Origin of the sequence: Natribaculum luteum (genome assembly GCF_023008545.1) — an archaeon.
Classification (GTDB): Archaea; Halobacteriota; Halobacteria; order Halobacteriales; family Natrialbaceae; genus Natribaculum; species Natribaculum luteum.
The window spans coordinates 1,249,840-1,262,169 of sequence record NZ_CP095397.1; the positions used below are offsets into that span (position 1 = coordinate 1,249,840).

The window sequence follows — 12,330 nt, forward strand, 5'->3', positions numbered from 1 at the left end:
GGTTACGAGATTATTAACATCTGGCCGATGATGAACGACACCGGTAGCCGACACACTCGTATCGACCGGCGAACGGCGCTCGGATCGATCGCGACGATGGCACTCGGCGGAATCGGTGCGGGGTGTCTCGACGACGGCTCTGACGTCGACGACGAGACCCTGGCCGGCTCGAGTGACGACTACAGCGTCGCGATCGAGCCGGTCGGGACACTCCCGCTCGAGGAACCGCCGGGTCGCTGGATTGGTGGACGGGACTTTGCGGTCGACGTGGCACTCTGTCTCGGCGAACTCGACTCGCTGGTCGGAATGGTACGTCCCGACTCCGTCTACACGCGCTTCTTCGAGGAACTCGGGCTCGACGTCGATCTCTCGGACGTGACCAACGTCGAGCCCGAAACCCACCAGGTGAACAAAGAACTCCTGTACGAACTGGATCCGGACGTAATCGCCGTCGACCCGAACCGCCTCGTCGTGAACAACGGACTCGAGGTGACCGACCTCGACGAACTCGAGCGGAACGTTGCGCCGTTTTTCGGAAACTATAGCCGCGAGGCTCGAGGGAGCGGCTGGCCGAACTGGCCGGACGGCGAGTACCGGTACTACGAATTCTCGGAGCTGCTGTTGAAGTACGCGAAGCTGTTCGACGAGACCGACCGGATGGAAGAGATCGTCGCGTTCCGTGAGGACGTAATCACCGAGGTCACCGACCGCCTTCCACCGGAATCCGAACGACCTCGCGTTGCGCTCTTGCTCGCGTGGCCGAATCCGGAGGGGCGTGGTGGCGCGTACTTCCTCTACAACACGCTGCCAAGACGGGACGGGACGTACGGACAGGTGCAGTACCGGCAGCTCGGTGCCCGCGAAGCCTTCGACGGGAGCGCCCACGAAACGGGCTCTACCGCTCGAATCGGTCACGAGGCGATGGCAGCGGCCGATCCAGACGTCATCGTGTTCAACTTCGGGCTCGGCCAGCGAGACGACGCCGCGAAAACCGCGGACGTCCTTCGAAACAGTCCGGTCGCTGCTGACATCAGCGCAGTTCGAAACGACCGCCTCTATCTCGGCGGCACACCCTACCAGGGCCCGATCACGAGCCTGTTCCAGTTCGAGATGCTCGCGAAACAGTTGTATCCCGACGAGTTCGGGGAGTTCCACGGCGTCGGCGAGATTCCAGACGACGAGTGGCTGTTCGACCGTGACCGACTCCGCGAACTGATCGCGACCGCATAACCGTCATGTCGAGTGACTCCTCACGCGTCGATCGCGTTCGGACGGCGGTTGGTCTCGAGTCGATCGACTCGCGTCTCGTTCCCATCGTCCTCGGCAGCCTCGTCGTCTGTCTCGTGACGGGCGTGGTGCAGGTGAGCTTCGGCGCGTACTCGATGACGACGGCGACTGCCTGGCGTGCCGTCTTCGATCCGGCGGTCTGGGGGGATCCGGCCACCCTGGGCCGATTCCTGCTCGGGGAGGGGATCTCGACGGCGGCGTTCGGCGAGGCAACCGACCTCTCGACGGAGACGACGATCGTCTGGGAGCTCCGACTGCCCCGGGTTCTCGCTGCACTCGTCGTCGGCCTCAACCTCGCGATCTCGGGATCGGTCTTCCAGGCGGTGACCCGGAACGAACTCGCCAGCCCGTTCATACTCGGGGTGAGTTCGGGGGCGGGGCTCGCTGTCATCCTGACGATGCTGTTTCTCGGAAGTCTGATCTACTTCCTGCCGCTTTTCGCAGCACTGGGCGGCGCGATCGCGTTCCTGCTTGTGTACGCCGTTGCCTGGAACGGCGGGACCAGTCCAGTCAGGCTCGTGCTCGCGGGCGTGATCGTGGGCACCGTCTTCAGCTCGCTCCAGACGGGACTGTTCTTCGTTGCCGACGATCTCGGCGTCGTCCAGGGGGCGCTCGCCTGGACGACCGGCTCGCTCGCCTCGGCCGGCTGGCCCCGGGTTCGAATCGGATTGCTCGTGAGCGTCGTCACCGTCGTGTTGACGATCGTAGGTGCACGACAGCTCGACGTGCTGTTGCTCGGCGAGGAGACGGCCCATTCGCTGGGAATGCCGGTCGAGCGGGTCCGGTTCGGACTCTCCTGTGTGGCGATCCTCTCGGCGGGCATAAGCGTCGCACTCGCCGGGATCGTCGGCTTCGTCGGGCTGATCGTTCCCCACGTCGTCCGGACGATCGTCGGCACCGCACACGCCCGGGTCGTCCTCGGCTGTCTGTTCGTCGGTCCGGCACTGTTGCTGGCTGCAGACGCCGCGGCGCGACTCGCGTTCTCGCCGGTCGAGGTACCGGTTGGGATCGTCACCGGACTGGTGGGGGGACCGTACTTCCTGTATCTCATGCGGAAACGACGACGACTCGGCAAATTATGACGAGGGATAGACGACACCAACGAGACGAATCGCACGCCGTACTGACAGGGACCGAACTCCGACTCGAGTATCCCGACGCCACGGAACCCGTCATCGAGGACGTCACGATAGACGTTCCGGCAGAATCAACAGTAGCACTGATCGGACCGAACGGAAGCGGCAAGAGCACGCTATTGCGGGGGTTGTCCCGGAAGCTCTCGCCCTCCGACGGACAGGTCGTCCTCGACGGGTGTGCAATCCAGCAGTACGGGACGCGCGAACTCGCACGCCAGCTTGGCTTTCTCGCACAGCGTCGGCCGTCACCCGACGGGCTCACGGTAGCAGAGCTCGTCGAACACGGCCGCTATCCCCACCGGGGCTTTTTCGACGGGATCAGCGACGAGGACAGGGAGGCGATCGAGCGGGCGATCGAGCGAGCCAGGCTCGAGCCCATCCGCGATCGGCCCGTCGACGACCTGAGCGGCGGCCAGCAGCAACTCGCCTGGATCGGGATGTGTCTCGCTCAGGACTCCGAGGTGTTGCTCGTCGACGAACCGCTCACTCATCTCGACCTGCGCAACCAGCTGCTCGTCCTCGAGGTGCTGACAGGACTCGAGGACCGGACGGTCGTCGCGGCACTGCACGACCTCCAGTACGCCGCTCGCTTCGGCGACCGCGTCGCTGCACTTGACGGCGGGGAGATCTACGACAGCGGCACGCCGTCAACGGTGCTGACGGAGACGTTGCTCGCCGACGTGTTCGGGATCGACGCGACGGTCTCCCAGACCAACGGCGAGGTGCGGGTCTATCCGGAACGCCCGCTCGAGACCGAGACGACGTCGACCGATGGATCGTCGCCACCAGACACCCTCTCTGAGCCATGACGAAGTCACCATCACACGGACACCGACAGCAGTATCGACCGACGAACGCGACGCCGCGAGCACTCGACCGCGACCTCGGGGTCGTACTCGCCGCTCACGGATCCCACCGGAGCCGTGGCTCCGGCGATCCGGTCTACGGCCACGCGCGCCGTCTCCGGAGACGACCCATTTTCGACGAGGTGCAGGTCGCCTTCTGGCAGGAAGAACCCGGCTTCGCCGAGGTCCTGCGGGCGACGACGGCCACGCATCGATTCGTCGTCCCGCTGTTCGCCAGTGAGGGGTACTTCACGCGGACGGTCCTGCCGCGGGAACTCACTGCGCCTCCAGGCGTCGAAGACGACGTCACGATCACCGACCCCGTCGGCACGGCTCCAGCAGTCACGGACCTGATCGCCTCGCGTGCACTGGAGGTTTTCCGGGCCGACGACGCCGTTTGTGATCTCGCGGACATCGCTGTCGCGATCGTCGCCCACGGGGCCGAGAACGATCCTCGGAGCGCCGTCGCGGCGGCCGACCACGCACAGCGGCTTCGCAGCCACGATCCGAACGCGGCCGTCGAGGCGTTCTACCTCGAAGAACCGCCATACGTGAGCGAGGTGCTCGAATCGTTCGATCGTCGGCAGATCGTCGCCGTCCCGCTTTTCGTCGGACAGGGCGGCCACGTCACGACCGACGTTCCGGAGTTGCTCGGCCTCGATCCCACTGAACGGATCGACGACGCGGCGACCGCGACGCATGCGGGCAAGATCGATGGCCGGACCGTCAGGTACACCGAGCCGATCGGGACCCACCCTGCCCTGGCAGACGTCGCCGTTCGACGCGTCCTCGAGGCCACGACGGAGGTGACCGATTCGTGACGGACGCACTCGTCGAACCGCTCGAAGCGCCTGACGGCGTCCGTGCGGCGTTCCGTACGACGCTCGAGGACGCGGGCGTCGTCGAACACCGATACGGGCAGGCGGACCCTGGGCCCGGGAGCGACGCCGCCCACGACGAACCCGCGGTCGTCTCCGTCGTCGCGACCGACTCCGGGGTCCGAGTCGACGACGACGACACGCATCGGTACGCCACACCGGATGCGGTCGTCGACCACCACGCGCCACTTGTCACCGACTGGTTCTACTGGGAGCGAACCGTCGGCGGTCACGGAACACCAGAACGAGCGTTTCTCCGGTGGCTCGAGGGTGTTGACGTGGCTGATCAGACGATCGCCAAACGGTATGACGACCTCTGGAAGGGACTGTGTCGAACGTGGGGCCAGCTCACGGTGTGCGTGGAACGCGATCGGACCGGCAATCGCCGGTACGAACTTCGCCACGTCGAAGATGCGGCCGTCGAACCCGATGCACTTCGGCAAATCGATCCGTTCGACCTCCCCGAACTCGCACGGACCGACGAGGACGGCGACTATCGGCCGCTCCGCGGGAGTGAAACACTCCAACGTGGCTGGCGTCTCCGCCTCGACGCTGGAGGTGTAGTCCGGGCGGTCGACGACGTCTACCCCGCGTCGATCGCGACCTGGTACCGCGACCGGACCGACCGTCTCGAGCCCGTGTCGTTTCGCGAGACGGCCGCCCGACAGACGGGTCACCTCCGGAGCCTCGCCGACGCGAGCCGTACGGACGTCGCGGCAGTCGTTCGAGATCGATGTAGCGACTGCCTGAAACGGCGGGTCTGGGAGTTCGAGGGGTCCGACAGCGACAGGGTCAGCGCCGAGTCGACGCGAGACGACCGACTCGTCTGCCCGGAGGCGTGTGCGCTCGTGCGATCGGACGTGCGCTGCCGCGTCGTCGACGACGACGGACCCGATCACGATCACGGACACGACGACGAGTCGGAAACGAGCGACAGTGATCGCTCGGACGCGTTCTCGTAACCGCCGAACAGAAACGCCGTGGCGCTAGAGCGCCTCTTTGTACGCCTCGAGGGTCTCCTCGACGTCCTCGTCGATGTGGGCGTAGCTGACGAACTGGCACTCGAACTGGTTCTGACTGAGGAAGATGCCCTGCTCTTTCATCCGCCCCCAGAAGAGCCGCCGCCAGCGGTCGGTCTCGGCGCGTTTGACGTCGCCGGCGTTTTTCGGACAGTAGTCGTAGCGCGGACAGGTTGGATCCTGCCGACAGCCACTCGTACACTGTTCTTCGAGGCTGCCGGCACCCGGCCCGTCGCGCGTGAAGATCACTTTGAACATGCTGTCGGTGCCGACGACCGTGTACTCGGGGGCCTGGTCGGCGACGATGTCGGTCAGTCCCGACCGGAGCCGGTCGCCCAGCCGATTGACGTGGTCGTAGACGTCGTTCTCGGCGGCAAAGCGCAGCGTCTCGAGGCCGGCGGCCATCGTCACGGGGTGACCCGAGAAGGTGCCCGCCTGGAAGACGTCGCCCGAGGGCGCGAAGTGTTCGATTATTTCCGCGCGGCCGCCGATCGCACCGACGGGGAAGCCGCCGCCGACGATCTTTCCGAAGGTCGTAATGTCGGGCGTGACGCCGAACTCGCTTTGAGCACAGCCGAGGCCGCCGACGCGGAAGCCGGTGATCACCTCGTCGAGGATAAACAGCGCGCCGTACTCGTCGGTGATCTCCCGGAGGAACTCGAGGTAGCCGTCCTCGGGGTAGACGATGCCGTAGTTCCCCAGAATGGGTTCAGACATTACGGCCGCGATGTCGTCGCCGTGTTCCTCGAAGACCTCGCGGACGGCGTCTTCGTCGTTGAACGGGACGGGGAGAGTGTGCTCGGCAAAGGACTGGGGGACGCCTGCTGAGGAGGGTTTCGGGTCGTCGGCGTCGCCCTCGACGAGCGTCGACTCCTGTGCGCCGTGGTAGCCGCCTTGCATGACGACGATCTTGTTCCGGCCGGTGTACCCGCGTGCAAGTCGCACGGCGGAGGTCGTCGCCTCGGTGCCGGAGTTGACGAAGCGAATCTTCTCGACGCTCGGGACGTGTCGGACGACGAACTCGGCGAGGTCGACCTCGACCTCCGTGGGCGTGCCGTACATCGGCCCTTCGCTTGCCCGCTGCTGGATCGCGGCCGTCACCGCCTCGGGGAGGTCGTGACCCAGAAGGAGCGGGCCCAGTCCCATCACCCAGTCGACGTAGCGGTTACCGTCCGCGTCGATCACGTGGCCGCCGTCGCCTTTCTGGACGAAGAAGGGATACGGTTCGATCGCCGCCCGGACCGCCGAGTTGACGCCGCCGGGCATGACAGACAGCGCCCGATCGTACAGCGTACGGGAGTGTTCGTCGTTCATACGCGACGGGTAGGGAACGGGAAGGGAAAGTAGTACCGAGGTTCGATCGTCTAGCCCGTTCCGTACTAGACCGCTTCGGGGCCGGTCGCGCCGGTACGAACCTGACAGGCGTCCTCGACGGGGAGCACGAAGATCTTCCCGTCGCCGGGTTCACCCGTGTTGGCCGCCTCGCGGATCGCGTCGACGACGTCGGCCGCGGGGACGTCGGCGACGACGCACTCGAGTTTGACCTTCTGGTGGAGGTCGACCGTGTACTCTTCGCCGCGCCACTGCCCTTTCTTCGCGGGCTGGGAACCGCGACCGGAGACGTTCGTCACGGTCAGCGAGGGGGCGCCGACGCGGGCCAGCGCCTGTTTGACGTCACCGAGGCGGTCGGGACGGACGATCGCCGTGACCATCTTGATCTCGCCGGCGGACCCACCGTCGGTACGCAGGTTCCCGCCGTCGGTGGCGAGCTCCGGTTTACCGAACTCGGGGTAGGTGTCGACGCCGTGTTCGCTCACGTCGAGCCCGTCGCGTTCGTGTTCGGGGGTGACCCGGGCCTGGCCGACGGCCTTGAACGCGCCGAAGACGGCGGCGGTCGCGACGACGGTCCAGACGGTGATGACGGCGACGCCAGAGACCTGCGCCGCGAGCAGGCTCGCGGAGAAGCCGTCGACGTGGACGAACGGCAGGGCGACGACGCCGAGGACGCCGGCGCTGCCGTGAACCGGGAAGACTGCACAGACGTCGTCGATCTCGAGGGTCTGCTCGACGAACTCGAAGACGATCGGCAGCTGTGCGCCGGCGAGGAAGGCGACGAGGATCGCGCCCCACCAGGTGACGGCGTCGGCGATGCCGGTCACGCCGACGAGACCGGCGAGCAGCCCGTTGGCGACGTAGAGCGTGTCGACCTTGCCCGTCTTCGCCAGCGCGACGACGCTCGCACCGATCGCGCCCGCAGCCATACCGAGGGTTGTCGCGAGTGCGACCCGGCCGACGTAGGCGAAGTCACCGAGGACGAGTTCGCCGCCCTCGACGGCGAACACCGTCGCAGCGGTCCCGACGTTGAACCCGTACCAGCCGAAGGCGAGCACGAGCGTCCCGAGCACGGCGAAGGTCATCGAGTGGCCGGGGATGACGTTCACGGTGCCGTCGTCGTTGAACCGATCCAGACGCGGTCCGATCACGTACGCCGCGGTCAGGCCGGCGATACCGCCCATGCCGTGGACGATCATCCCGCCCGCGAAGTCGTGAAAGCCGACGCCGAAGACGTCGGCGAGGAAGCCGCCGCCCCAGGTGATGCCCGCGACGACGGGGTAGATGATCGCCGACAGCAACAGGGTGTAGCCGACGTACGCCCGGAGCTTCGCGCGGCCGGCGACCGCCCCGGAGACGATCGTCGCGGCAGTCATCGCGAACACCGCGCCGAACAGCCAGTCGACCCAGTCGTTGACGGCCGTGGTCGTCATCGTCGCGTACAGGTCCGCCGGCGCGAATCCGCCGCCGCCGGTCAGGGTACCGACGACCGTCGAGACGCCCGCACCCAGGACGAAAAAGGCGAGAACGCCCACACTCCAGGTGAGCAAGTTCTTGGTCAGCTGGTTCGCCACGTTCTTCGATCGCACCTGCCCAGACTCGAGCATCGCGAAGCCGGCGTGCATAAAGAAGATCAGGAACGATACCAGCAGGACCCACGCGAGGTTGACCCCCTCCGCGAGGACGGTCGCATCTACCATGATACCGCCTCCGTGATCATAGTAGTGTACTGGTTTTTACTTAGACGTTCGTCCATATATTTCGGATTTTTGTTTGTGGTCGTCTGCTTCATCACGTTCGAACTCGATGGAGGTAGTAGATATAAGGCTTAGCGTTGATGATTGTCTATGTTTAGGGTGTATGGGTAGACGAATGCGGAAATATATGGATATCTTACCCAATATAAGGTGTTCGGATCGCCAGAATCTGGATGATTTCGGGATCGAATCTGGACGATCGTCTACCGACTCGAGCGAGCACGTGGGCGCGAGCCCGCCGAACGAGGGGCCACAGCGCAGATTCCGCTTGCACGCGGCGGATCGCGTTCGCACTCGCCACGCTCGAGGGACGGAAGTTGACGATCGTCGAACTCGAGTGGCGAGGCAGGCGCCTACAGACGCGCCGCGACGTCCTCGGCGAAGTACGTCAGGATCAGGTCCGCGCCGGCGCGTTTGATCGACAACAGCGACTCGAGGGCCGTCTCCTCTACGTCGAGCCAGCCCTTCTCGGCGGCCGCGTGGAGCATGGCGTACTCGCCGGAGACGTTGTAGGCGGCGATGGGATGGTCGAACTCCCGGCGCAGCGAGGAGACGACGTCGAGATACGGGAGCGCGGGTTTGACCATCAACACGTCCGCGCCTTCTTCGACGTCGAGGGCGACCTCGCGGATCGCCTCGCGAGCGTTGGCGGGGTCCATCTGGTAGTGTCGTCGATCGCCGAACGCCGGTGCGCCGTCGGCGGCGTCCCGGAACGGGCCGTAGAAGGCGCTCTCGTACTTCGCGGCGTAGCTCATGACGGGGACGTTCTCGAATCCCTCGCGGTCCAGTGCCCCGCGGATCGCGCCGACCATGCCGTCCATCATCCCGCTGGGGGCGACCATGTCAGCGCCCGCCGCGGCGTGGGAGACGGCGATTTTCTCGAGGGACTCGAGGGTCGCGTCGTTGTCGACGGTACACGTCGCGTGGGCGTCGTCCGCGTCCGTCCGAAGCTCCTCCTCGAGGGTGCCACAGTGGCCGTGGTCTGTGTACTCACAGAGGCAGACGTCGGTGATCACGTAGGCGTCCGTCTCGGCGACGATTCGACGGGTCGCCTCCTGGACGACGCCGTCGTCGGCCCACGCACGGGTCCCCTCGGGGTCCTTCGCGATCGGAATCCCGAAGAGCATGACGGCCTCGACGCCGGTCTCGAGGACTTCCTCGACGCGGTCGACGGCCTCGTCGATCGGCACGCGCTCGTGGCCGGGCATCGACTCGATCTCGATCCGCTCGTCGGTCGTCGCGTCGACGAAGACGGGCGCGACGAAGTCCGTCGGCTCGAGGGTCGTCTCGCTGACGAGATCCCGAACGCGGTCCTGGCGGAGCCGTCGCGGACGGTGGGTGAGGTCCATACCCGACTGTTCGACGGCGGACGCAAAAACGCCTCGCTCGAGCGTTCGACCCGGTTCGTCAGTCAGACCATCGCCGCGTCGCCGACTTCGGGATGCTCGCGGACGAACGCGACGAGTCGGTCGACGTACGACTCGAACGGAGGACACTCGAGACCGCTTCCGGCGAGTGCCCGCTGCGTGTTCGGGCAGGCGTACCGCGTCGGGTGGTCGAGGTAGTCGATCGTGGCGGGTTCGGCGGGCAGGCCGCGATCGGCGAGCCGTTCCGTCGCCGCTCGGGCGAGCGGCTTCGGCGTCGGCACCGAGAGGGTCCGGCGATCCCCGGCCTCGGCGAGGGCGTCGACGAACCGCGGTACCGAAAGCGGCGCGGGGTCACACAGCTGGTAGACCTCGCCGGCGGACGACTCGAGACCGCTCAGGTAGGCGATAGCGTCGACGACGAAGTCACGCGGGACGACGTTCAGTTCGGCGTCGCTCGAGCCGGGGAGGGTAACGGAGAGCGCGAGCCGCGACGGCTGGGCGAGCAGGAGCCGAAGCAGGTAGTACGGCCCGTCGTACTTGTCGGTCTCGCCGGTCTCGCTGTCGCCGACGACGATCGCAGGCCGGTAGATCGTCGCGGGCAGCCCGTCGGCCATCCGCTCCTGGACTGCGACCTCCGCCCGGTACTTCGTCTCCTCGTAGGCGTTGTTGAACGACTGGCCCTCCCGCAGGTGGTCCTCGGTGAACACGCCGTCGTAGCGCCCGCTGACGTAGCACGTGCTGACGTACTGGAAGCGCTCGACGGCGAGGTCGGCGGCGACGTCGAGGACGTGCTCTGTGCCCCGAACGTTGACTGCCTCGCCGACGGCGGGGTCGACGGCCAGATCGTAGACCGCCGCGAGGTGGTAGAGTTCGCGGACGGACTCGAGATCGGCGAGCCCGTCGAGTCCCAGGTTTGGTTCCGTAATGTCCCCCTCGTACAGCCGGATCCGGTCGTCGTCGGGACCGGCGATTTCGGCCGCCCGCCGCTCGGCGAGTTCACGATACGTCGGCTGGACCAGACAGGCGACCGGGCCGTCGCCGCGAGCGAGCAGCCGCTCGAGCAGCGCGGAGCCGAGAAAGCCGGGGAAGCCGGTGAGCAGGATCGTCGGCTCGGTCGAACTCATCGCAGCCACCCCTGGAGACGACGCTGCACGCGAGTCAGCGCGGTCAACCCGCGGACGAACCACGATGTCGGGACGCCCGGCGGCGGCGCGAGCGGGCCGACTTTCGAGGTGGCGACCGTCCGCGCCTCGAGGTAGCGGCGGAGTCCCTCGGAACCGTGGCGGCGACCGAGCCCGGAGTCGCCGAACCCGCCCATCGGTGCGTCGACGGCCGCCCAGCCCGCCGTGTAGGCGTCGTTGACGCAGACGGTCCCGCAGTCGATCTCGTCGGCGACCGCGCGGCCGCGCTCGCGGTCGGCGGTCCAGACGCTCGCGTTCAGGCCGTACGGGGAGTCGTTGGCCGCCTCGATCGCCGCCTCGGTATCGGAGACCGGCGTCACGGAGACGACGGGACCGAACGTCTCCTCGCAGGCAACCCGCGAATCGGGGTCGACGTCGGTCAGGATCGTCGGCTCGTAGACGAACGGGCCGACGTCGGGACGGTGGCGACCGCCCGAGAGGACCGACGCGCCGTCGGCGACGGCGTCCTCGACGTGGGACTGGACCCGCTCGAGCTGGTCGGCGTCGATCAGCGAGCCGACATCGGGGCCGTAGTCGAATGCGAGGTCGAGCGACAGCGAGCGAGTCGCGCCGACGAACGCGTCGAGGAACTCGTCGTACCGGGACTCGTCGACGTAGATCCGCTCGGGAGCCAGACAGAGCTGGCCGGCGTTGGTGAACGCGCCCTGGATCGCCCCGCGGGCGGCCGTCTCGACGTCGGCGTCCGCGAGGACGACCATCGGGTTCTTCCCGCCGAGTTCGAGCGAGCAGTCGATCAGGTTCCGTCCCGCGCGTTCGGCCACAGTTCGACCGGTCTCGGTGCTGCCGGTAAACGCGACGTAGTCGACGCGATCGATCAGTGCCGGCCCGACGACCGATCCCTCGCCGGTGACGACCTCGAGGAGGCCCGGCGGGAGGCCGGCCTTCTGGAGCAGGTCGGCGAGCGCGAGCGCGACGAACGGCGTCTTCGCGTCGGGTTTGCAGACGACGGCGTTGCCCGCCAGCAGGGCCGGAATCGCGTCGGTCATCGCGAGCGTCAGCGGGTAGTTCCACGGCGAGATGATCCCGACGACGCCCACCGGGTCGTAGTTCACGCGGACGTCCGTCGCGAGCGGGATCGCGCCCCGCCGTCGCTCCTCGGCGAGCTGTCCGGGACCGACGTCGGCGTAGTACGAACAGGTCAGGGGGACGTCGAGCACCTCCTCGACGGCGTGGCCCCGGGCCTTGCCCGTCTCGAGTTGAACCAGATCGAGAAGCGTCTCACGGTGCTCGAAGACGAGGTCGCCGAAGCGCTCGAGAACCGCCGCGCGGTCCTCGACGTCCCTGTTCGCCCAGCTCGGCTGTACGCTTCGGGCGCGTGAGACGGCGGCCTCGACGTCCGTCGCGGTACAGGCGGGAATCTCCCCGATCACCTCGTCGACGGCTGGCGCACGGACGGGGATCGACTCGCGCCCGCCCGTCGTCTCGACGCGATCGGCGAGCGTCTCGAGGCGACCGGACGAAAGCCGGGCCTCCTCGACGATCGGTGGGGTCGCTACTGGTGACACAG

The 12,330-nt window shown here is 67.0% G+C and carries 10 protein-coding genes; 5 read left to right on the top strand and 5 right to left on the bottom strand.

Going from position 1 to position 12,330, the window contains the following annotated elements:
- Positions 1 to 30: 30 nt before the first annotated feature.
- Genes MU558_RS06440 through MU558_RS06460 form a run of 5 tightly spaced genes read left to right on the top strand, consistent with a single transcriptional unit; the run spans position 31 to position 5,108 of the window.
- Positions 31 to 1,230, top strand: a complete 1,200-nt coding sequence (locus MU558_RS06440; RefSeq protein WP_246973045.1) for an ABC transporter substrate-binding protein — start codon at positions 31 to 33, stop codon at positions 1,228 to 1,230.
- Positions 1,231 to 1,235: 5 nt separating this feature from the next.
- Entirely contained in the window at positions 1,236 to 2,369 is a 1,134-nt protein-coding gene (locus MU558_RS06445) for a FecCD family ABC transporter permease (protein ID WP_246973048.1), read from the top strand.
- Positions 2,366 to 3,232: an ABC transporter ATP-binding protein gene (locus MU558_RS06450; protein WP_246973050.1), complete on the top strand. Its 867-nt coding sequence runs from the start codon at positions 2,366 to 2,368 to the stop codon at positions 3,230 to 3,232. Before MU558_RS06445 ends, MU558_RS06450 begins: the two co-directional genes overlap by 4 nt.
- Positions 3,229 to 4,089 carry a CbiX/SirB N-terminal domain-containing protein gene (locus MU558_RS06455; protein ID WP_246973052.1) on the top strand — a complete coding sequence of 287 codons (861 nt, stop codon included), beginning with the start codon at positions 3,229 to 3,231 and terminating at the stop codon, positions 4,087 to 4,089. Before MU558_RS06450 ends, MU558_RS06455 begins: the two co-directional genes overlap by 4 nt.
- The gene (locus MU558_RS06460) at positions 4,086 to 5,108 is read left to right on the top strand and encodes a DR2241 family protein (RefSeq protein WP_246973054.1); all 1,023 of its coding nucleotides are present in this window, start codon (positions 4,086 to 4,088) and stop codon (positions 5,106 to 5,108) included. Before MU558_RS06455 ends, MU558_RS06460 begins: the two co-directional genes overlap by 4 nt.
- A gap of 24 nt (positions 5,109 to 5,132) precedes the next feature.
- Here the strand turns inward: MU558_RS06460 and hemL are convergent, their stop codons facing one another.
- The 5 genes from hemL to MU558_RS06485 all read right to left on the bottom strand — a co-directional run bounded on the left by hemL (position 5,133) and on the right by MU558_RS06485 (position 12,328).
- Positions 5,133 to 6,479: a glutamate-1-semialdehyde 2,1-aminomutase gene (gene hemL, locus MU558_RS06465; protein WP_246973056.1), complete on the bottom strand. Its 1,347-nt coding sequence runs from the start codon at positions 6,477 to 6,479 to the stop codon at positions 5,133 to 5,135.
- A gap of 65 nt (positions 6,480 to 6,544) precedes the next feature.
- Complete coding sequence (locus MU558_RS06470) at positions 6,545 to 8,197, bottom strand: ammonium transporter (RefSeq protein ID WP_246973060.1); 1,653 nt, start codon at positions 8,195 to 8,197, stop codon at positions 6,545 to 6,547.
- Positions 8,198 to 8,607: 410 nt separating this feature from the next.
- A complete protein-coding gene (gene hemB / locus MU558_RS06475) occupies positions 8,608 to 9,603 on the bottom strand; it encodes a porphobilinogen synthase (protein ID WP_246973061.1) in 996 nt (331 codons plus the stop codon).
- Between the two features lie 62 nt (positions 9,604 to 9,665).
- Positions 9,666 to 10,745, bottom strand: coding sequence for an SDR family oxidoreductase (locus MU558_RS06480; RefSeq protein WP_246973073.1), 1,080 nt, complete (start codon positions 10,743 to 10,745; stop codon positions 9,666 to 9,668).
- Positions 10,742 to 12,328: a succinic semialdehyde dehydrogenase gene (locus MU558_RS06485; RefSeq protein ID WP_246973076.1), complete on the bottom strand. Its 1,587-nt coding sequence runs from the start codon at positions 12,326 to 12,328 to the stop codon at positions 10,742 to 10,744. Before MU558_RS06485 ends, MU558_RS06480 begins: the two co-directional genes overlap by 4 nt.
- Between the last annotated feature and the right edge of the window lie 2 nt (positions 12,329 to 12,330).

What these genes read in the sequence shown, in the direction of transcription:
- MU558_RS06440 (WP_246973045.1), top strand. Translation starts at nt 31, where the DNA reads ATGAACGACACCGGTAGCCGACACACTCGTATCGACCGGCGAACGGCG.
- hemB (WP_246973061.1), bottom strand. Translation starts at nt 9,603, where the DNA reads ATGGACCTCACCCACCGTCCGCGACGGCTCCGCCAGGACCGCGTTCGG.
- MU558_RS06455 (WP_246973052.1), top strand. Translation starts at nt 3,229, where the DNA reads ATGACGAAGTCACCATCACACGGACACCGACAGCAGTATCGACCGACG.
- hemL (WP_246973056.1), bottom strand. Translation starts at nt 6,479, where the DNA reads ATGAACGACGAACACTCCCGTACGCTGTACGATCGGGCGCTGTCTGTC.
- MU558_RS06445 (WP_246973048.1), top strand. Translation starts at nt 1,236, where the DNA reads ATGTCGAGTGACTCCTCACGCGTCGATCGCGTTCGGACGGCGGTTGGT.
- MU558_RS06470 (WP_246973060.1), bottom strand. Translation starts at nt 8,197, where the DNA reads ATGGTAGATGCGACCGTCCTCGCGGAGGGGGTCAACCTCGCGTGGGTC.
- MU558_RS06450 (WP_246973050.1), top strand. Translation starts at nt 2,366, where the DNA reads ATGACGAGGGATAGACGACACCAACGAGACGAATCGCACGCCGTACTG.
- MU558_RS06480 (WP_246973073.1), bottom strand. Translation starts at nt 10,745, where the DNA reads ATGAGTTCGACCGAGCCGACGATCCTGCTCACCGGCTTCCCCGGCTTT.